This window comes from Dolomitihabitans soli (genome assembly GCF_022213955.1).
Classification (GTDB): Bacteria; Actinomycetota; Actinomycetes; order Streptosporangiales; family Streptosporangiaceae; genus Streptosporangium_A; species Streptosporangium_A soli.
This window is the reverse complement of record NZ_JAKNTW010000025.1, coordinates 1-20028: the sequence shown is the minus strand read 5'-3', so window position 1 is coordinate 20028 and position 20028 is coordinate 1. Positions and strand designations below refer to the sequence as shown.

The following is a 20028-nucleotide window of genomic DNA, read 5'->3' as shown; positions in this document are numbered from 1 at the left end:
CCGATGGAGAACCCGATGAAGCCCATGAACCTCGTGGTCGTCACGGCCGGCCTCGGCAAACCCTCCACCACGCGGCTGCTGGCCGACCGGCTGGCGGAGGGCGCCGTCCGCTCCCTCGCCGGAGAGCGGACGGTCGAGACCCAGGTGGTGGAGTTGCGCGACCTCGCCGTCGACATCGCCAACAACCTGGTGACCGGGTTCCCGGGCGCGCGGCTGCGCGACGCGCTCGAAGCGGTACGGCGGGCCGACGGCCTGATCGCCGTCACGCCCATCTTCACCGCCTCCTACAGCGGGTTGTTCAAGTCGTTCTTCGACGTGATCGACAACTCCGCGCTCGACGGGAAACCCGTGCTCGTCGCGGCGACCGGCGGCACGGCCCGGCACTCGCTCGCCCTCGAACACGCCCTCCGCCCGCTGTTCGCCTACCTGCGCGCGATCGTCGTGCCCACCGCCGTCTACGCGGCGTCCGAAGACTGGGGCACGGCCGGCGACGCGGCCACCGGCGACCTCGCCACCCGGATCGCCCGCGCCTCGGGTGAGCTGGCCGGCCTGATGTCGCACCGGCCGGCGGCGGCCGGGCGGAGCGACACCGTCGTACCGTTCGAGCAGCAGCTCGCGGCCCTGCGTCCCTGACGGCACTGCGTCCCTGACGGCACTGCGTCCCTGACGGCACTGCGTCCCTGACGCGACACGGCATCCCTGACGCGACGCGGCATCCCTGACGCGACGCGGCATCACCGGCCGCGACGGCAGACGTGCCCGGAATGCCGGGGTGCCACGGCGTGTTGATCCAATACGGGCACCACACCGGCGGGCACGCTCAACAGCGCACCGGCCGGGGTGATGCCCTGGACGGGGAAGCGTCGTCACGAGGAGGACCTGATGTCCGTCGACCTGAACCACACGATCGTGCCCAGCAGGGACAAGGAGACGTCGGCGAAGTTCCTGGCCGACATCCTGGGCCTTACGGCCGGCGCGCAGTGGGGGCCGTTCGTCCCCGTCGAGACCGCCAACGGCGTCACCCTCGACTACATGGACGTGCAGGAAGTACGGCCGAACCACTACTGCTTCATCGTCACCGAACCCGAGTTCGACACGATCTTCGACCGGATCCGCGTTCAAGGGCTCGACTACTGGGCCGACCCCGGTCACAACAAGCCGGGTGAGATCAACCACCTGTTCGGCGGGCGTGGCGTCTACTTCGACGACCCCGACGGGCACAACATGGAGGTCATCACCCAGCCCTACGCGTGACCGGGCCGCGGCCCCTGAGGCTCAGATGCGGGCCACCTCCTGCTTCAGGGCACGAATGATCGCCTGGGTGCGGACCGTGACGGCGCACCGCTGCGACGCGTAGGTCAGCGCCATCCGGTGGTGGTCGAGCGAGAAGTCGGCCACCGCGTCGGCGACCACGAACGGCTGCACGTCGCGCATGAACGCCTCGGTGGCGGTCATCAGCACCCCGATGTGCGCGTAGATCCCGCAGATGATGATCTGGTCCCGCTCGCCGAGCCGGTCGGCGAGGCTGGTGCGCTGGAAGGCGCTGTAGCGCCACTTGGTCACCAGCACGTCACCGGCCCGCGGGGTCAGCACGCTGGCGATCTGCGCCTCGACCGGGTCCGGGCCGATGCCCGGACCCCAGAAGTCCTGCTGGAGGCCACGCTCATTGCGCGACTGCGCGCCGGGCTGGGCCGAGTAGAAGACCTGGATGCCGAGGTCGGCGCAGCACTCGCGGAGGGCGAGCACGTTCGACATGAGTTCGGCCAGCGGCGACCTGCCGGGCGCGAAGGCGTTCAGGAAGTAGTTCTGCATGTCGTGGATGAGCAGCACGGTACGCCGGGGGTCCGGCCGCCAGTGCACACGGTTCTCCGGCAGTCTGTCCGGCATGGGATAGGGCGAGATCGGGGCGATGGCCATGGCGGATGGTGTCCTTTCACAGTGATCTCGAAAAGCTTCAGACGTCAGTGGTGATGCCGAGGGCCTGCATCAAGGTGTGGAACTTGGCGGAGGTCTCCGCGAGCTCGGAGTCGGGATCGGAACCGACGACGATGCCCGCGCCCGCGAAGAGCCGGACCGCGTCGGGGAAGACCTCGGCGCAGCGGATGGCGACCGCCCACTCCCCGTCGCCCGAGGCATCGCTCCAGCCGACCATCCCGGTGTAGAAGCCCCGGTCGAACGGTTCGAGGTCGCGGATCGCGGACCTCGCCTCCTCGGTGGGGGTGCCGCACACCGCCGGCGTGGGGTGCAGCGCCGCGGCCAGGGTGAGGGACGAGGTGTCCGGGTCGCGCAACCGCCCGCTCACCTTGGTGGACAGGTGCCACATGGTGGTGGTGGAGATGAGCTCGGGTTCGCGGGGCACCTGCAGCCGCGCGCAGTACGGCCGGAGCGCGTCGGCCACGGCGTCCACGACGAGCCGGTGCTCGTGCCGGTCCTTGGCGGAGGCGAGCAGGTCCAGGGCCCGCTGCCGGTCGACGTGCGGAAGGGGGGAACGGGCGGTCGAGCCCGCCAGCGGGTTGGCTGCGACCGTGCGGCCGCGCCGCGAGACCAGCAGCTCCGGGCTCGCCCCGATGAGCGTGCGGTCGCCCAGCGGCACCGCGAACGAGTGGTGCGCGCGGCCGATCAGATAGGCCAGGAACTCACGGACGTCGATGACCCCGTCGGTGAACAGCTCCACCGACCGGGCCAGCACCACCTTGGCCAGCGAGCCCTCGTCGATGCGCCGCAGGGCCCGCCGTACGCCTTCGCGGTACGCCTCCGGGTCGGGCACGCACTGCATCCGCCATCCCGAGGGCCTGGCGCGGGTGCGGGCCCTGATCCTGGTCGGCGGCCCCGACCAGTCGACGGTGGCCGGCACCGTGAGGCGGGCGGTGCCGTCGAACGCGATCGCGCCGGCGGCGATGCCGCCCCCGCCTGCCAGGGCGGCGGGCACCCGCTCCGGTAACGTCGCGAGGTCTCCTGTCACGATCCCCCGCACCCCGCTGGTCAGCAGGGTGTGGCGGGGTGAGGTGAACAGCACGGAGCGGCCTACGTCGTACCGGCTCAGCAGGCCCTTGCTTTGCTCGGTCCACACGGCGGGAAGGGGAACAGGTCGCACGGACATTGGGCTTCTCCCGGTGAGTGGGGGTGGGAGGGGGGTCAGGCGCACAAGGTGGCGCCTCCGTCGACGTAGAGGTTGTGCATGGTGATGTGGCGGGCACGGTCGGAGGCGAGGAACGCCACCGCGTCGGCGACGTCGAGCGGGCTGGCGATACGGCCCAGAGGTATACCGACTCGGTATTGTTCGGGGACGCCGTTGATCACGGCGTCGGTGTCGCCGAACCCGCCCGACAGCTTCCTGAGCATGTCGGTGTCGGTGGATCCGGGCGAGACGACGTTGCAGCGGATGCCGTACGGCGCGAGCTCCAGGCCGAGGCATCTGGTGAACATCACGGCTGCCGCCTTCGAGGCGGCGTAGGCGGCCATTCCCATCCGCGGCACCCCCGCCGCGTTGGACGCCACCGTGATGATCGTTCCGCGGTGGCGGGACGCCATCCGCCGGGCGACGGCGCGGGAGAGGTGGAACACCCCTTCCGCGTTGACCGCGAACGTGTCCCGCCAGTCCTCCTCCGACATGGAGGTGACCGGTCCCGTGCGCAGGATCCCGGCGACGTTGACGCAGATGTCGATCGGGCCGATCTCCCGCTCGATCCTGGCGATCGTGTCCCGTACGGCGATCCCGTCGCGCACGTCGGTCACGTACGCCTGGGCTCCCGGTGTGCTGTGCGTGACCTCCAGCAGGGGGTCACCCCGCACGTCGAGAGCCGCGATCTTGGCCCCCGCCTCGGCCAGCACGGCGCAGACCGCCGCGCCGATCCCCTGGGCCGCTCCGCTGACCACCGCGATCCGGCCTCTGATGCCCGAATCTCGGCCGTGACCTGTCGCGCCGATGGCGTTCATGGTTCGCTCCCAGGTGGAGTCGGAGGGGATCGCCGGGATCGGGATACCGGCGCCGGGCGGCGGCGGCGACCCCGACGGCCCCGATGGCACGGGCTCGGTCACCCGCGCCCGCTCGGCCGTGTCCGGCCCGTCCGCATGGACCTGGCCTGCTTCCTGGCCTGCTTCCTGCACTGCTTCCTGCACTGCTTCCTGTACTGCCGCCTGGCTCGCTGCCTGGTCCGGCTCCATGGCGGGGATGGGCTGCGTCGCGGGTTCCGGTGCACCGGCCGGCAGCCCGATGGGCGCCGGAACCCAGCCGGTCGAGGGTTCCGGCTCGCGCGCCGGCAGCCACCCGGTGGTGGGAATCCAGTCCGTCGCGGGTTCCGGCTCGGCCACGGGCCCCACGCCCGTGGGACCCGTGGCCGGGCTCACCTCGGTAGCGGGTCCCCCACCGGCAGCCGGTCCCGTGACGGTGGGTTCCAGGGTGGGAGCGGGGGTTGGTTCGGGAGCTGAGGTCGATTCGGGAGCTGAGGTCGATTCGGAAACTGAGGTCGGTTCGGAAGCTGAGGTCGATTCGGGAGCGGGGAGCGGCTGTCCGGCGGCCGTCCGGGGCTTCGGGGTCCGTGGCGGGTCCGGGGCGGCGGGGAGCATCGGCGCGGCCCAGGGCATCGGGGCGGGTAGCAGGATCGGTTCGGACAACGGGACGGGCGCGGGCAGCGCGAGCGGCGCGGCGGGCCGGGCCGGCGGCATCAGCTCGGGCAACGGCACCGGCGCGGCGAGCGGCATCGACATGGCCACCCGGCCGGGCAACGCCGGCCGCGCGGGGACGTACGTCCGGGCGGGCATGATCGCGCGGGCCGGCCGGGCGGCACGGGACGGCCTCGCCGTACGTGCCGGAGCGGCGTGCCGCGGGGACCGGGCCGGCCTCGGGGAGGCGGTGGACATGCTGATCCGCATCAGGGCGAGCGCCCCGGCCCCGGCCACCACGACGATGCACGCGGCGAAGACCGACGCGTATCCGGCGATCGGCCCGCCGAGGAAGGGCTGATCGACCACGATGGCCGCCGCGGCCACTCCCACGGCGCCACCGGCCAGCCGCGCGGTCATCGTCGCCCCGGCCGCCGCCGCGTGCTGTGACGGCTCGGTCCCCAGGGTCCCGACCGAGGTGGCTCCCGTGCTCAGCGCGCCCAGGCCCAGCCCGGCCAGGCCCAGCGCGACCAGCCCGGTCGTCGTGGGTCTCCCCTCCCAGATCGCCGCCAGGCACGCGACGCCCACCGCCACCGCGCCGCCGTAGATCACCCAGTCGAACCCCCAGCGGCGCCCGGCCACCCCGGCCAGCACGCTGGCCACCGCCACCCCGCCGGAGAGCGGCACCAGCAGCAGCCCCACCCGCATGGTGTCGAAGCCGAAGTCCCGCAGGTACAGCGGCACGATGGCCAGGATGGGGAAGGTGGTCAGCCCGTGCAGCAGCGAGAGCGTCCACCCGTAGGCGAATCCGGGCCGCCGCCACAGGCCCCGCTCCATGACGGGCGCCGGGTGATGCCAGGACCGCATGGCCGTGCCGACCAGCAGCACCAGCCCGACTCCGGCGCAGGCGGCCAGCCACGGCGACCGCCATCCCCAGGTCGAGCTCTTGGAGATGGCCAGGACGAGCACGGCCATCCCGGCGGCGAGCATCGCCACCCCCCAGCCGTCGGGCAACTGCCCGCGGACCGTCCGTGACCGGGGGATCCAGATCGTGGTCAGCAGCAGTGCCAGGCCGACGACCACGCTGGGCGCGAACAGCGCGTGCCAGCCGTACGTCTGGGCCAGCCAGCCGCCGCCCACGTGGGTGGCGACGCCGCCGAGGCCCGCCCCGGCGCTCCAGACCGCGACCGAGACGCCGCGCCACCGCGCGGGCAGTTCGCTGAGCAGCAGCCCGAGCGAGGCGGGGACCATCGCCGCCGCGCCGACGCCCTGGCCCACCCTGGCCAGCAGCAGCACCGGCCAGGACGGCGCGAGCACCGCGAGTACGGCGCACGCGGTGAACAACGCCAGCCCGGCCACCAGCAGCCGGCGACGGCCCACCATGTCGGCCAGCCGCCCGGAGACGGCCAGCAGCGCCGCGAACGGCACCAGGGAGGCGGTGCCCACCCACTGCACGTCGGCCAGCGGGATACCGTTCCCGACGGCGTCCGCGCCGATGAGCGGGATGCAAAGAGTGGCGGCGATCATGTCGGCCATCGACACGGCGTGCACTCCGGCACACGCCACCATCATCAGACGTGGCCGGCTGAGTCCCGGCCCGGTTCGTTCCACAGTTGTCACGGCCATCGGCGAAGCTCCAGGGTCAATGTCCGCATACCGAATCCGAATGTCGCCGGAATCGTGTGAACGGAACTTCCTGATAACGCGTCGGACCACCCAGGACACGTGCGACTTGCCGTCGCGGAAGACCCCACCGAACCGGCTGGCAAGTTTCCGTTACCTGAGATCGGGGCGACGGTAGAGGCCAGTGGTCAGCGAGAGGTTCGCCACCGGTTACCAGCAGGTGGACGGATTAGCGCGAAGGTTGACCTATGGGATTAACTATGTGCCAACGATGCAACTCCGCAGTCGGCCAGAACCCGCCTAACTCGTTTCACCTCGATTGCTATGGTGATCGTCCGCTGATTCGCCCGGCCAAAGGGGGCGCCCGGTGTACTTTGCGATCCTGGGGCAGACCAAAGTGGTCTCCAGCGAAGAATCCCTCGCTCTGTCCCTCATGATGAGACGTGCACTCGCCACACTGGTGACGGCGGGGCCCCAGGGCCTGTCCGCCGAGACGCTGATGGAGGCGGTGTGGGGTGACCACCGTGCGCGCGGTGGCCATCTGAAGACGCTGATGGCGAAAATAAGGGGCGTCCTGCCTGGACGGATACCCAAGGGGGACGCGGGTCGCTATCGGCTGGCCCTCGATCCCGCCGACACCGTCGATCTGGACACCTTCCGCGCACTCGTGCGGGACGGCACGACCGCCGAGGCCACCGGAGACCCCTCGGGCGCCGCGAAACTGCTCGGCGGGGCGCTGAAGCTCTGGGGCGACCCGCCGCTGTGCGACCTGAATGGCGACTCGGAGATATTACGGCCATTACGCGAGGGCCTGCTTTATGAACGCCAGGCCGCGATGTTCATGCTTCTCCGGGTGCGCATGGAGCTCGGCGAGCACCGCGACATTCTGGCGGACCTGCGCCACGAACTCGCCCGTGACCCGCTGTCGGAGCAACTCCACGGGCTCTTTATGACCGCATTGCACCGCTCTGGGCAACGCGCAAAAGCACTCAGACACTACGAAAGCGCCGTCGACCTCCTACTGCAGGAGACGGGTAGCGGACCTGGCCAATATCTCCGTCAACTTCGCACCGAGATCGATTTCGATGAATCACCATTCCCGGCGGCACCATCCGCCCCATCCGAATCGGGAGTTCGCGGAATTCCGGCCCAGCAGTTACCACCCGATGTGCTGGACTTCACCGGCAGGAGGGACCGGATCGCCGAACTCACCACGTTCCTCACACCTTCCGCTGACCGGGCGGGGGTTCCCACCGCCGCCATCACCGGCCCGCCGGGGGTCGGCAAGTCGGCGCTCGCCGTCCATGTCGCCCACCTCCTGCGCGAGCACTACCCCGACGGCCAGATCTACGTCCAGCTCGCCTCCCTCTCGGAGCGCCCCCGCGACACCGGGGAGGTCCTCGGCGACCTGCTCGGCTCGCTCGGCGTCCCGCCCGGTGACCTGCCCACCGGGAACGGGCAGCGCACCGCCCTGGTGCGTTCCCTGCTCGCCGGCCGCCGGGTGCTGCTCCTGATCGACGACGTCGCCGCCGCCCACCAGGTACAGCCGTTGCTGCCCGGCACCGCCGGGTGCGCCGTCATCGTCACCAGCCGCATCCATCTGGCCGGGGGCGGCTTCCGCACGTTCTGGCTGGAACCGCTGAGCCCGGCCGAGGGGGTCGCGTTGCTGGCCGACATCATCGGGCGGCCACGGGTCACCCGCGAGCGGGGCGCCGCCTACGAGGTGGTGGCCGCGTGCGGCGGCCTGCCGCTGGCCGTGCGGATCGCCGGGGCCCGGTTGTCCGTGCAGCACTCCTGGCCGATCGCCTATCTCGCCAAACGGCTGACCCGCCGAGCCGACGGCTGGCTCGGCGAACTGGCCGCCGACGAGATGACGATCAGCGCGAGCATCGCCGACAGTTACACCGCCCTCCCCGCCGACGCGCGCCTGGCCTTTCGCGCCGTGACGCTCGCCGGGCCGGGCGACTTCCCCGAATGGCAGGCCGCGATGCTGCTCGGCGCGGCGGACGCGGGGCCGGTCCTGGAGACCCTGACGCGCCACAGCCTCCTGGTCGGCACCGGCATCGATCCGCTGGGGCAGCCGCGCTACCGCATGCACGACCTGCTCCGCCAGTACGGCCTGGAGCGGCTGGCCGAGCACCTCGACGAGGAGGAGGTGACCATCGAGCGGCTGCTCCTCGGCTGGCTGGAGCTGACGAGCTGGGCGAGCGCGGCCGTGGCCTGCGAGCCGTACCTTCCCCCGCCCGCGCCGTTGAGCCGGGAGCGGTTCGTGTCCGCGGCGACGCTGGCGCTCATCGAGGGCGACCCCGACCGGTGGTTCGCCACCGAGATCGAGGGCATCCTGGCGATGATCCGGCTCGCGTGCGAACGGCGGCGGCACCGGCTCGCGTGCGGGCTGGCCATGCGGGTGACGGCCTACCTGGAGCGCAAGGGGCGGCTGCGGGACGCCGAGGACATGTGGCGCGACGTGATCGTCGCGGCGACCGCCGGCGGTGACGCGCACGTGGCGGCGCAGGCCAGGTTCCGGATGGTGCCCCTGATCACCCGGCAGCCGGGCGGGCCTGAGCGGGCCGTGCCCATCCTGGACAGTTGCGTGGCCGTCTTCACCAGGATGGGCGACGCCCGGTCCCTGGGGCGGGTGCTGTCGTTGCGGGCCTTCTGCAGGTACAAGGCGGCGGTCGCCCGGCCGGGCGCCGGGCGGCTGGATCTGGCGTCGGGCGACGCCGACCGGGCGCGGGAGCTGGCTCACACGGTCGGCGACGAGCACACCCTGTTCACCGCCGGCCGGACGACGGCCCTGATCGCCAGCGCCCGCGGGTTGCACGCCGAGGCCGTCGGCCAGGCGGAGGCGGTGGTGACGATGGGCGAGCGGCTCAGAAGTCACGGCGTCGCGGCGTCCTACGACGGCTTCGCCGTACGGGCGCTGATCCGGGTGCTGATGGCCGCCCAGGAGTACGAGCGGGCCCTCGTGCTGTGCGAGCACGGGCAGGCGCTGGCCCGGCGGGCCGCCCACGCCTCGGCGGAGGCGGCCTGCGTCGAACGGGCGGGCGACGCGCTGACGGCGCTGAACCGGCACGCCGAGGCGGCCGAACGTTACGGGCGTGCCGCCGAGCTGTACGAGGGCGACGCCGCCGAGCGACGCCGCGCCAGCTGCCAAGGAAAGATCATCCACACCTGCGCGGCGACGCGCCCGCCGATCGGGACACCTCCGTGAGGACGGCTCACGGCTTGACCGCCACCGCGCCCAGCAGACGCATCGGCCCCGGCTTGAACTCCGCCGCGCCGTCGGCGTCCCACGCCCCCACGTCCACCAGGCCGGGCACCAGGACCCGCAGGCCGTCGAAGAATCTCATGATCTCCGCCGTGGTGCGCAGGACCAGCGGCGCAGCCGTACCGTTGTAGACCTCGTCGATCCGGCGGCGCACCCCCGGATCGAGGTCGTCGGAGGTGACGTGGGCGAGCCCCAGGCAGCTGCCCGGCGGCATGGCGTCCATCACCCGGGCGACGAGTCCGTAGGGATCGTCCTCGCCGTGCACGAAGTGCATGACCGACAGCAGCAGCACCCCGGTCGGCTCGCCCGGGTCGAGCACCCTGATGGTCTCCGGGTGGTCCAGGATCGCCTTCGGCCGCCGCACCCCGACCTCCACGAACGCCGTCCGCTCGTCAGTGGGGATCAGCGCGCGGGCCTGGGCGTGCACCAGCGGATCGTCGTCGACGTAGACCACGCGGGCGTCCGGGCGCACAGCCCTGGCGACCTCGCTCACGCTGCCGGCCAGCGGCAGGCCGGAGCCGATGTCCAGGAACTGCCGGACGCCGCGCCCCGCCATGTGGCGCACGGCCTCGGCGAGGAACCGGCCGTTCTCCCACGCCAGGTCACGCGCCTCGGGGGAGACGACGGCGACCCGGTCGGCCGCGCCGTGGCCTGCACCGCACAACAGGAAGTCGAAGGCGCGCGCGGGCGATGGCCTGGATATACCCGGCCCCTTGCTCGATTGCAAGCTCATCCATCGCTCGTTTCTGTTGGGCCCTGGCCGCACCGCGAGACGATCACATGTTCGACGAGGTCCCACCCCTCAATGAGCTCGCACGCCTTCCGCATCGGGCATGGCCGGGCATACCTCTACAAAGCGGCCATCCCCACATGGTCCCTTTGATCGTCGTCTGATGTGGAGCACACGATCACAATAGAATGAGAAAACTTCATGATCTACTTCCACCGGGCTCAATGAGGTCACCGCTTTGAGCCTGCCGGGCGAATACGAGGCCGGCTCGCCGCGGTGCACCGAGATTCCTTATCAGGAACGGGTTCGCGAGTTTACGGCGTGGCTATGTCATAATCAACACAAACAGATGAAACCGTACGTAGTCGATTGAACCCACCTGCCTGGGAGCCCTGCCACGAGGCGTCCGCCAGAGGGTCACGGACACCTGGCCCGCCGCTCCCGGCATGGCCGCTGCCAGGCGGAAGTGTTCGTTCAGACGCTGCGGCAAGCGTTTCCCGAGCTTCCACGCCTAACCCGAAGGGCGCATATCGCCTCCAGAACCGGATTGAAATGGAAGGCTTTGGCCTGGTGGTCACCGGATCTGGGAGGGTTGACATGAATACCGCTCGGGATGCACGCGACGAGGCGAAGAATCCCGCGCTTCAAGGCCGGTCGGCCAGATCGACCGTGTTGCGCCTGTTGGTCGGCGCGCAGCTACGCCGGCTCCGCGAGGCGTGCGGAATCTCGCCCGACGACGCGGCCTACGAGATCCGCGCCTCCGCCTCCAAGATCAGCCGGATGGAGCTGGGCCGGGTCGGCTTCAAGGAGCGAGACGTCGCCGACCTGCTCACCCTGTACGGCATGACCGATCCGGGCGACCGGGAGCCGGTGCTGGAGCTGGCCAGGCAGTCGAACACGCCGGGATGGTGGCAGTCCTACGGCGACGTGGTGCCCGGCTGGTTCGAGAACTACCTCGGCCTCGAACAGGCCGCCTCGGTCATCCGCGGCTACGAGGTGCAGTTCGTCCCCGGGCTGCTGCAGACCGCCGACTACGCCCGCGCCGTCATCAGGCTCGGCCACCCGACGGCGCGCGAGTCCGAGATCGAACGCCGGGTGAGCCTGCGGATGAACCGCGCCCAGATCCTGCACAAGCCGGACCCGACCAAGCTGTGGGTCGTCGTCGACGAGGCGGTGCTGCGCCGTCCCATGGGCGGCACGGCGACCATGCGAGCCCAGATCCAGCATCTCATCGAGCTGAACGCCCTGCCCAACGTCACCATTCAGGTGATCATGCTCAGCACCGGCGGCCACGCGGCGGCCGGCGGGCCCATCGCCATCCTGCGCTTCCCCGAGCGCGATCTCCCCGACGCGGTCTACCTCGAACAGCTCACCAGCGCGGTGTACCCCGACAAGCCGGCCGACGTCCAAGGCTACTGGGACGTCATGAACCGCCTCACGCTCGCCGCCGAGCCCGCCGCGGCCACCCCGGGGATCCTGCGCGCGGCCCTCGACCAGCTGCCCTGACCGGCCCGCCGACCAGCCGGTGACCATCGGGGTGGCCCCGCGGCACCCCTGAGAGCCGCGCGTGGCCGGCGACGGTGCGGCGGTTGCCCTACGAGCCGCGCGCGGCCGGTGCACGTGCCGGCAGGGGAAGCGGTGGTTGATCGATCCCGGCGTGGGACACCCTCGGCCCGCCCGCATCCTGACGACCCCACTCGCCGTTAGAAAACGTTGCGTTCTCTACTTGTTCACCGTATCGTTCGATTAGAGAACGCAGCGTTTTCTATTTGTACGAGGCGGAGGCGACGCACATGCGGCATGCGGAGACGCCCGGTGGGCGGGCGGGGACGGATCCCGGCCGCAGGGCCGTGCTCAGGGTGCTCCCCAGCCTCATGCTGGCGATGCTCCTGGGCGCACTGGACCAGACAATCATGGCGCCCGCGCTGCCCACCGTCGCCGGTGGGCTGGGCGGCCTGGACCGGATGTCCGACCTGGTCACCGCCTACCTCGTCGCGGCGACCGTGTCCATGCCGCTGTACGGCAAGTTCGGCGACAGGTTCGGCCGCAAGCGGGTCCTCCAGGTCGCGATCGTGCTGTTCCTGATCGGCGCGGCGTTGTGCGCGACCGCGGAGTCGTTCACCGCGCTGACCTTCTACCGCGCGCTGCAGGGCCTGGGCGGCGGCGGGCTGATGATCGGGCCGCAGGCGATCATCGGTGAGATCGTCAGCCCTCGCGAGCGGGGCCGCTACCTGGGCCTGATCGGCGGAGCGTACGTGGTCGCGGCGGTCGCGGGGCCGGTCGTGGGCGGCTTCTTCATCGACCGGCTGAGCTGGCGATGGATCTTCTACACGTACCTGCCGCTGGGGCTGCTGGCGCTGGTCGCGCTGAGCGTCATGCTGCGCCTGCCCAGGCCGGAGCGAGGGCCGCGGATCGACTACGCGGGGGCGTTGTGCCTGGCCGCGGCGGTCATCGGGCTGATCCTGCTCACCAGCGGGGTGAGCGGGGACAGGACGTGGGGAACGGTCGCCGCGCTGGCCGCCCTGACGATCGCCGGCTGCGCGGGCTGGCTCCTCGCCGCGCGGTTCGCGGCCGACCCGATCATCCCGTTGCGGCTTTTCCGCGATCCGTCCTTCGCGATCCCGGCGGCGATCAGCTTCCTGATCGGGTTCGCGATGCTGGCCACGGTCAGCTACACGCCGAGCCTCCTGCAGATCGCCATGGGGGCCTCGGCTTCGGAGTCCGGCCTGGTGGTGATGACCCTGATGACGGGGATCCTGACGGCCACCACGGTCTCCGGCCGCCTGATCACCAGGACCGGCCGTTACAAGGCGTACCCGGTGGCCGGGACCGTGCTGGCGACCGCCGGGATGGGCCTGCTGGCGAGCGTGGACGCGGCGAGCGGGCCGTTCCCCGTGGGGGTGGCGATCCTGCTGCTCGGCCTCGGCATCGGCCTCGTCATGCAGGTGATGGTGCTGGCCGCGCAGAACTCCGCCGACCACCGGGACCTCGGCGCGGCCACCGGAACGGTGACCTTCCTGCGCCAGATCGGGGCCACGGCCGGGGTGGCGGTCGTCGGATCCCTCGTCACCGCCCGATTCCTGCAGGCGCTGCCCGGATCCGGCCAGGACGCGAACAGCCTCACCCCGGAGCTGCTCGCCACCCTGCCCCCCGCCGACCGTACGGCTGTCGCCGGGGCGTTCGGTGAGGTCGTCCCGCAGGTCTTCGGGTACGTGACGCCGCTGCTCGTGCTCGCCTGCGCGCTCGCCCTCGCCCTGCCGGCCAGGCCGCTGCGCGACACCGCCCACGTGACCATGCCAGAAACCTCAAGGAGCAAGTCGTGACAGAGTCCCGCCACACCACGGTCGCGCAGCCGGTCGGCGCGCTCGTCGCCCCGCTGGCCGCCTTCGGCCGGCACGACCTCGACCGGGCCGGGGGCAAGGGCGCCAACCTGGGCGAACTGATCAGGAGCGGGTTCCCGGTGCCCGGCGGCTTCGTGGTGACCACGGACGCCTACACCGTGCTCGTGGAGCGCGGCGGCCTGGCCGCACGGATCGCCGCGCGGCTGGCCGCCGGAGAGGACGACGGCGCGGGCATCCGGGACGACTTCGCCGCCGTCCCCGTTCCCGCCGAACTGCGCACGGCCATCGCCGCCGCCTACCGGGACCTCGGGGAAGGGCCGGTCGCGGTGCGGTCGAGCGCCACGGCCGAGGATCTCCCCGGGGCCGCCTTCGCCGGGCAGCAGGACACCTACCTCAACGTCATCGGCGAGGAGGCGGTGATCAGCGCGGTGCACGACTGCTGGGCGTCGCTGTGGACCGAACGCGCCATCGCCTACCGCGCGCGGCGGGGCGTGGACGCCACCGACGTCCGCATCGCCGTCGTGGTGCAGAGCATGGTCGACGCGGAGAGCGCCGGGGTGATGTTCACCGCCAACCCGGTCACCGGCGACCGCGACGAGGTCGTGATCGACGCCGGCAGCGGCCTCGGCGAGGCCGTCGTCTCCGGGCTGGTCACGCCGGACCACTACGTGCTCGACCGCGCGGGCCGGATCAGGGACCGGCGGGCGGGACGGCGCGAGGTGGTCATCCGCGCGGCGGCGGGCGGCGGCGTCACCCACGCCCCCGGCGACCTGTCGGCGGGGCCCGTCGTGACCGAGGAGGCGCTGCGCGAGCTGGTCTCCCTCGGCACGGCCGTGGCGGAGCGGTTCGGACGGCCGCAGGACATCGAGTGGGCGTGCGCGGAGGGCGTGGTGCGGCTGCTCCAGGCCCGGCCGATGACCGCGCTGCCGCCGCCTCCGCTGCGACGCCCGCTGAACCCCCTGCAGCGCAGAGTCGTCCCCTTCCTGGTGGAGATGCTCCAGGTCCGCCCGTATCCGCTCGACCTCACGACGTGGATGCGACACGGGCCGCTGCAGATGGTCTCCGAGATGACCGGCAGCATCGGCGTCCGGTTCCCCGCGATCGAGCGGCTGCTGCCCGAGGAGGACGGCGTCGTCGCGCGCCTCGAACCGCCGGACCCGCGCCCGACGGCCAGGACCCTCCTCGCCCCGTTCAGCCTGCTGTCCCGGGCCCGGCGGTACGACCCGGCGCGGTGGACGCTGGACCCCCGGTTCGCCATGTTCACCCGGCGGGTACGCGAGGAGGCCGCCCGCGAACCCGCGTCGCTGGCCTGGCCGGCCCTGTCCCGGATGCCACGGGAGATCCTGAACCTCATGCCCCCGATCACCGACCTGCGCATCGACTACCTGCCCCGCTCCGGGCTGTCGCTGCTGGCGCTCGGCCTGAAGCTGAAGCTGCTCGGGCTGGGCCGGCTGATGCCGCTGCTGATCGTGGGCGCGCCGACCCGGACCGGCGCGGCCAACGACTCGCTCGCCGCCCTGGCGGCGATGGTCCGGGCGGACGACCGCCTGCGCCGCGTCTTCGCGGAGCCGGCACCCGGCCCGCTGGCGGCGGCCGTGCGGGAACTGCCCGAGTTCGGCGAGTTCAGGGCCGCCCTGGCGGAGTTTTTGAAGGAGTACGGGCACCGGGAGACGGCCTCACCGCTCCTGGTCTCCGCGCCGACCTGGGGGGAGGCGCCCGACACGATCCTCGGGCTGGTCAAGGTGCTGGTCGGGGAACCGCCTTCGGCCGTCTCCGCGCATCGTCCCGAGGAGGCGCTGCGGCGTCTGCTCGGGCATCCCGTCGTGCGGTGGACCGGGCTGCGCTCCCACCTGCGCCGCCAGGTCGAGGCCGCGCGCGCGGGCGTGGCGTTCCGCGAGGACACCCACTTCTACGGCACGCAGGCGCTGCCCATCCTGCGGCGTTGCCTGCTGGAGATCGGGGACCGGCTCCGCCGGGCGGGGGTGCTGGCCGCCCGGGAGGACGTCTTCCATCTGCGGCTGGCGGAGATCGAGGGGATCGCCGACGTCGAGCGGCTCGGCGGGCGGGAACTGGCCGGGCTGCGCTCCGCCGTACTGGCGAGGTCGGCCAAGCGGGACGAGCTCGCGGGCGTGCGGATGATCGACTTCAGCGCGGTGTATCCGCCGGCGAAGGGCGGCGGGGACGCACTGGTCAGCGGTACGCCCGCGGGCGGCGGCAGGGTCACCGGACCGGTTCGCGTCATCCGCGACTCCGCCGAGTTCGGCCGGTTGCGCAGCGGTGACGTGCTGGTCTGCCCGTACACGAATCCCGCCTGGACGCCGTTGTTCCAGCGCGCGGCGGCCGTGGTGGTCGACACGGGGGGAATCGCCTCGCACGCCGCGATCGTCGCCCGGGAGTACGGCATCCCGGCGATCATGGGTACCGGTGTGGCGACCAGCGAGCTCACCGACGGGAGGCTGGTGACCGTGGACGGCGACCTCGGTCTGGTCACCGCGGCGGAAACGGCTTCCTAGAATCTTCCCAGCCCCGCACGCCGACCGAGAGGGGGTCTCCATGCCGGATGTCACGGCCGACACAGACCACCGCAAGCTGCCGCGGCGCCGTGGCGAAGCGCTCAACGCGGCCATCTACCAGGCGACCATGGCCGAACTCGCCGAGGTCGGCTATGCCCGGATGACCATGGAGAGCGTCGCCGAGCGCGCCCAGGCCAGCAAGGCGTCTCTCTACCGCCGCTGGCCGAGCCGCGCCGAACTGGTGATGGAAACCGTCTATCGCACGTTCCCCGACCCGACCTCGATGCCCGACACCGGGAGTCTGCGCGGGGATTCCCTGATGGTGCTGCGGCAGGTGGCCGAACAGCTCGCGGGGCCGGTTGGGGAGGCCCTGCGCGGGCTGCTCAGCGACGTGCTGCGCGACCCCGTCCGCGCGAAGGAGATCCGCGAACGCGCCCGGGGCAACAGCGTGAAGGTGATGGCCGAGATCGTGCGCAGAGCCGCCGTCCGGGGCGAGTGCGACGCGGCGGCGGGCACCCAGCGCAGGCTGGAGGCGGGCCAGGCGCTGCTCCGGCACCATTTCCTCTTCAACGGCGCACCGGTGCCCGACGAGGTCATCGTCGGGATAGTCGACGAGGTCATGCTTCCCCTGTTCACCTCGCCGTGAGGCGCGGCCCGCCCGCGCGCACCGGCGGGCGGGCCCGCCGGCTCACCGTTCCTGGAGCACCGACAGCACGTTGCCCGCGGGGTCCCTGAACCAGGCGATCAAGGGGCCGCCCTCGCGGAAGATCCCCTTCTCGTCGGTCTTCATGCTCTCGTACCTCTCGAAGCGGACGCCACGCCGCGTCAGCTCGTCGACGGCCGTCTCGATGTCGTCCACCGGGAAGTTCAGGATCGTGAACGAAGCCGGGGTGTGGCTGGGCTTGGGATAGATCAGCACGTTCGTACCACCGGCCAGGTGCAGCATCGCCAGACCGTGCTCCTCGGTCACCTTCAAGCCGAGTACGTCGCCGTAGAACTTCTTGGCCTTCTCCATGTCGTCCACCGCGAAGCCGCTGAACGCCTTGGTGTCACCGAACATCGGTCTCTCCTCCTCTTCGTCCGTCATTCCTGGACTGCCCCCTCGCGGGCGTCGCTCACCTGTGACGTGGGAGCCGATGCCGACGCTTCGACATCCACGTTCGCGATGATGTCAAAGATCCCGGCCGGGTCGTGAATCGCCTTGAGGGCGGTCCGGCGCGGGTCGCCGGGGCCGTGCGCGCCGGTCCGCCGCTCGCCGAACACGAAGTTCGGCGACCTGCCCAGGGTCCACGGCGTCACGACGTCGAGGACGCGCCGGTGGACGGGCAGGACGGCGTCGAGGCCGCCGCCGGGGGCGTCGAGAGGCGAGAGGATCTGCAGGAGGTAACGGGCGTCGCGGTGCGCGACCGCGTTGCCCGGGACGGGCGGCCGGGCGAGGGCGCCGCCGAGATGACGGACCCCGACGATGCACATCACCGGGGCGTCCGGTCCCGTCAGGCGGGCCACGGTCGCCAGGGTCTCGGCGTCGAGGTCGCTCAGCATCGCGTTGTCCCCGTGGTAGGCGTGCGGCGTGTGGGGCTCGTCGTGGATGGAGCCGGACTCGGTGTAGGGCAGGTCCCGCAGAGTGTCCAGCAGGTACGGCCCGGCCGCGCGGAGCGGCGCCACCAGGCGCTCCCCCGCCGCCGCGTCACCGGTGAACGCGATCTGGACGCCCGCGACGCGCCGGCCCCTGAACGGTTCGGGAAACGCGGGCAGATCGGGGAACGGGATCAGCGACACCGCCGAGGTCAGCTCCTCCGGGACCGTGGCGGTCCAGCGCAGGTAGGCGGGCAGCAGATCGGGTACCCGTTCGGCGTCGAAGAACAGGGAGCCGCCGTACAACCGGGTGACCGGCACGAGGCCGGCCCGCAGCCCGGTGACGACGCCGAGTCCGTCGCGCCCGCCGCACAGCGCGTGGAACAGCTCGGGATCGCGTCGCGCGGTGACGTGCCGCAACCGGCCGTCGGCGGTGACGATGTCGATCTCGTGCACGTGGTCGGCCGCGTAGCCGTAGCGGCGGGCCAGCAGGCCGAGGCCGCCGCCGAGGGTGTAGGGGACCGCGCCCACGTCCAGGCTGGAGCCGCTCAGCGGCGCCAGCCCGTGCCGCGCGGCCGCCGAAACGACTTCTCCCCAGGTCGCGCCCGCCTCGATCCAGGCGGTGCTGGTGCCGGGGTCCACCCGGACCCCGTTCATCCTGCGGGTGCTGATCAGCAGGCCGCCCTCGGCGGCGGCCGTCAGCCCGTGACCGGCGGCCTGCACGGCCACGGGCAGCCGGTGGGCGGCGGCGAACTCGACGGCGGCGCGCACGTCCTGCGCGCCGAGCGCGCCGACGATCATGTCCGGCCGGTGCCGGAAGCCGGTCTGGTAGCCGGTTCGCTCCGCGTCGTAACCGTCGTCGCCGGGTCTGAAGACGGGGCCCGCCACCCGTCCGGCCAGCGTGTTGATCTCTTCGGTGAAAGTTCTTGTGGACATGGACCCGACGCTATGCGGGCTTTAGGACATCAAATGTCCTTAAAAGAGGGCAAACTAAATTCGTGATGAGAGACATGCCCGCCAGGCTCCTGCGCCTGCTGTCGCTGCTGCAGACCAGGCGCGAATGGCCGGGGGCCGAACTGTCCGAACGGCTCGGCGTGACCGGCCGCACCGTGCGCCGCGACATCGAGCGGCTCCGGGCGCTCGGGTACCCGGTGGACGCCACCACCGGCGTCGCGGGCGGCTACCGGCTGGCCTCGGGCACGAACCTGCCGCCGCTGCTGCTCGACGACGAGGAGGCCGTGGCGGTCGCGGTGGGGCTGCGCACCTCGGCGGGCAGCGGCGTGGCCGGCATCGAGGACTCCTCCGTGCGCGCGCTGGCCAAGCTGGAGCAGGTGCTGCCCGCCCGGCTGCGAGCCCAGGTCGCGGCGGTCGGCGACACCACGGTCAAGGTGCCGCGCCGCCGCGGGCCGCGCGCCGATCCGGCGACGCTGACCGTGCTCGCCACGGCCTGCCGCGACCACGAGACGGTGTCCTTCGCCTACACCGGCCGGGACGGCGCGCAGGCCACCCGCAGGGTCGAGCCGCACAGCCTGGTCGCCGCTTACGGCCTCTGGTACCTCATCGCCTTCGATCCCGGACGCGACGACTGGCGCACCTTCCGCGTCGACCGGGTCGCCGACCCCGTCCCCGGCCACCGGCGATTCGCCCCGCGCGCGCTGCCCGCCACCGACGCCGCCGCCTTCCTGGCCGCCACCATCACGTCCGCGCCCTACCGTTACACCGCCGAGGCCACCGTACGGGCCCCCGCCGCGCTGGTGCGGGACCGCCTGCGCACGCTGATCCCCGGCAGGATCGTCCCCCTCGACGACCACACCTGCGCGGTGAGCTTCGGCGCCGACTCCCTCGACCTCATCGTCGGTGATCTCGTCGCCCTGGACGCCGGCTTCTCCGTCACCGGTCCCGCCGAGCTTCTGGACCGGCTGCGAACCGTGGGCCGGCGGCTCACCGAGGGCTCAGCCGCTGATCTCGCAGATCGTGACGCCGGCGGTGACGCCCTCGCCGACCCGCGCTGACAGGCCGGTCACCGTGCCCGCCTTGTGGGCGGTGAGCGGCTGTTCCATCTTCATCGCCTCCAGCACCACGATCACGTCGCCTTCGGCCACCGCGGCCCCGTCCTCGACGGCGACCTTGACGATGGTGCCCTGCATGGGCGAGGTGAGGGCGTTTCCGCTCGCCGCGGCCGCCGCCCGCCGCCCGCCGACGCGCCTGGCGGGCTTGGCCGCACCGGCCGGTACGGCGGCGCCGAAGCCGGCGGGCAGGACGACCTCCAGCCGTTTGCCGCCCACCTCGACCGTGATGTGCTCACGCCCGGCCGGCTCCCCCTCCGCAACCGCCGCCGCAGCCCCCGCATACGGCTCGATCACCCCCGCGAAC

At 72.0% G+C, this 20028-nt stretch carries 15 protein-coding genes; 8 read left to right on the top strand and 7 right to left on the bottom strand.

Going from position 1 to position 20028, the window contains the following annotated elements; translation table 11 throughout:
* Positions 1-15: 15 nt before the first annotated feature.
* The gene (locus MBA17_RS36255) at positions 16-633 is read left to right on the top strand and encodes an FMN reductase (protein ID WP_238502020.1); all 618 of its coding nucleotides are present in this window, start codon (positions 16-18) and stop codon (positions 631-633) included.
* Between the two features lie 249 nt (positions 634-882).
* The gene (locus MBA17_RS36250) at positions 883-1254 is read left to right on the top strand and encodes a VOC family protein (protein ID WP_238502019.1); all 372 of its coding nucleotides are present in this window, start codon (positions 883-885) and stop codon (positions 1252-1254) included.
* Between the two features lie 21 nt (positions 1255-1275).
* Here MBA17_RS36250 and MBA17_RS36245 read toward each other — a convergent pair whose 3' ends face one another.
* The 3 genes from MBA17_RS36245 to MBA17_RS50930 are packed head-to-tail and all read right to left on the bottom strand — an operon-like array spanning position 1276 to position 6228.
* Positions 1276-1917, bottom strand: coding sequence for an isochorismatase family protein (locus MBA17_RS36245; RefSeq protein WP_238502018.1), 642 nt, complete (start codon positions 1915-1917; stop codon positions 1276-1278).
* A gap of 37 nt (positions 1918-1954) precedes the next feature.
* Positions 1955-3100 (bottom strand): isochorismate synthase, encoded by a 1146-nt coding sequence (locus MBA17_RS36240; RefSeq protein WP_238502017.1) that lies wholly within the window; start codon positions 3098-3100, stop codon positions 1955-1957.
* 35 nt (positions 3101-3135) lie between these two features.
* Entirely contained in the window at positions 3136-6228 is a 3093-nt protein-coding gene (locus MBA17_RS50930) for a 2,3-dihydro-2,3-dihydroxybenzoate dehydrogenase (RefSeq protein WP_475395193.1), read from the bottom strand.
* 430 nt (positions 6229-6658) lie between these two features.
* On the opposite strand from MBA17_RS50930, the gene MBA17_RS36225 reads away from it, so the two are divergent.
* Positions 6659-9439 carry an AfsR/SARP family transcriptional regulator gene (locus MBA17_RS36225; RefSeq protein WP_238502015.1) on the top strand — a complete coding sequence of 927 codons (2781 nt, stop codon included), beginning with the start codon at positions 6659-6661 and terminating at the stop codon, positions 9437-9439.
* 7 nt (positions 9440-9446) lie between these two features.
* On the opposite strand, the gene MBA17_RS36220 is transcribed toward MBA17_RS36225, so the two are convergent.
* Positions 9447-10229, bottom strand: coding sequence for an SAM-dependent methyltransferase (locus tag MBA17_RS36220; protein ID WP_238502014.1), 783 nt, complete (start codon positions 10227-10229; stop codon positions 9447-9449).
* A gap of 594 nt (positions 10230-10823) precedes the next feature.
* On the opposite strand from MBA17_RS36220, the gene MBA17_RS36215 reads away from it, so the two are divergent.
* The 4 genes from MBA17_RS36215 to MBA17_RS36200 all read left to right on the top strand — a co-directional run bounded on the left by MBA17_RS36215 (position 10824) and on the right by MBA17_RS36200 (position 16726).
* Complete coding sequence (locus tag MBA17_RS36215; RefSeq protein ID WP_238502013.1) at positions 10824-11732, top strand: helix-turn-helix domain-containing protein; 909 nt, start codon at positions 10824-10826, stop codon at positions 11730-11732.
* A gap of 263 nt (positions 11733-11995) precedes the next feature.
* Positions 11996-13549, top strand: a complete 1554-nt coding sequence (locus MBA17_RS36210) for an MFS transporter (protein WP_238502011.1) — start codon at positions 11996-11998, stop codon at positions 13547-13549.
* Entirely contained in the window at positions 13546-16080 is a 2535-nt protein-coding gene (locus MBA17_RS36205; protein ID WP_238502009.1) for a PEP/pyruvate-binding domain-containing protein, read from the top strand. Before MBA17_RS36210 ends, MBA17_RS36205 begins: the two co-directional genes overlap by 4 nt.
* 40 nt (positions 16081-16120) lie before the next feature.
* The gene (locus tag MBA17_RS36200) at positions 16121-16726 is read left to right on the top strand and encodes a TetR/AcrR family transcriptional regulator (RefSeq protein ID WP_238502008.1); all 606 of its coding nucleotides are present in this window, start codon (positions 16121-16123) and stop codon (positions 16724-16726) included.
* Positions 16727-16768: 42 nt separating this feature from the next.
* Here the strand turns inward: MBA17_RS36200 and MBA17_RS36195 are convergent, their stop codons facing one another.
* Positions 16769-17140 carry a VOC family protein gene (locus tag MBA17_RS36195; RefSeq protein ID WP_238502006.1) on the bottom strand — a complete coding sequence of 124 codons (372 nt, stop codon included), beginning with the start codon at positions 17138-17140 and terminating at the stop codon, positions 16769-16771.
* A 23-nt stretch (positions 17141-17163) separates the two neighbouring features.
* The gene (locus tag MBA17_RS36190; RefSeq protein ID WP_238502004.1) at positions 17164-18591 is read right to left on the bottom strand and encodes an FAD-binding oxidoreductase; all 1428 of its coding nucleotides are present in this window, start codon (positions 18589-18591) and stop codon (positions 17164-17166) included.
* Positions 18592-18656: 65 nt separating this feature from the next.
* Here MBA17_RS36190 and MBA17_RS36185 point away from each other — a divergent pair, with 65 nt between their 5' ends.
* Positions 18657-19667 carry a helix-turn-helix transcriptional regulator gene (locus MBA17_RS36185; RefSeq protein ID WP_238502120.1) on the top strand — a complete coding sequence of 337 codons (1011 nt, stop codon included), beginning with the start codon at positions 18657-18659 and terminating at the stop codon, positions 19665-19667.
* Here MBA17_RS36185 and MBA17_RS36180 read toward each other — a convergent pair.
* Positions 19608-20028 (bottom strand): biotin/lipoyl-containing protein (locus MBA17_RS36180; RefSeq protein ID WP_238502002.1); only part of this gene is annotated, 421 nt, incomplete at its 5' end. The genes MBA17_RS36185 and MBA17_RS36180 overlap by 60 nt on opposite strands.

Bases quoted from the DNA above. Each gene is read 5' to 3' on its own strand.
- MBA17_RS36255 (WP_238502020.1), top strand. From the start codon at position 16: ATGAAGCCCATGAACCTCGTGGTCGTCACGGCCGGCCTCGGCAAACCC.
- MBA17_RS36215 (WP_238502013.1), top strand. From the start codon at position 10,824: ATGAATACCGCTCGGGATGCACGCGACGAGGCGAAGAATCCCGCGCTT.
- MBA17_RS36190 (WP_238502004.1), bottom strand. From the start codon at position 18,591: ATGTCCACAAGAACTTTCACCGAAGAGATCAACACGCTGGCCGGACGG.
- MBA17_RS36245 (WP_238502018.1), bottom strand. From the start codon at position 1,917: ATGGCCATCGCCCCGATCTCGCCCTATCCCATGCCGGACAGACTGCCG.
- MBA17_RS36225 (WP_238502015.1), top strand. From the start codon at position 6,659: ATGATGAGACGTGCACTCGCCACACTGGTGACGGCGGGGCCCCAGGGC.
- MBA17_RS50930 (WP_475395193.1), bottom strand. From the start codon at position 6,228: ATGGCCGTGACAACTGTGGAACGAACCGGGCCGGGACTCAGCCGGCCA.
- MBA17_RS36250 (WP_238502019.1), top strand. From the start codon at position 883: ATGTCCGTCGACCTGAACCACACGATCGTGCCCAGCAGGGACAAGGAG.
- MBA17_RS36185 (WP_238502120.1), top strand. From the start codon at position 18,657: ATGAGAGACATGCCCGCCAGGCTCCTGCGCCTGCTGTCGCTGCTGCAG.
- MBA17_RS36240 (WP_238502017.1), bottom strand. From the start codon at position 3,100: ATGTCCGTGCGACCTGTTCCCCTTCCCGCCGTGTGGACCGAGCAAAGC.
- MBA17_RS36200 (WP_238502008.1), top strand. From the start codon at position 16,121: ATGCCGGATGTCACGGCCGACACAGACCACCGCAAGCTGCCGCGGCGC.
- MBA17_RS36195 (WP_238502006.1), bottom strand. From the start codon at position 17,140: ATGTTCGGTGACACCAAGGCGTTCAGCGGCTTCGCGGTGGACGACATG.
- MBA17_RS36220 (WP_238502014.1), bottom strand. From the start codon at position 10,229: ATGAGCTTGCAATCGAGCAAGGGGCCGGGTATATCCAGGCCATCGCCC.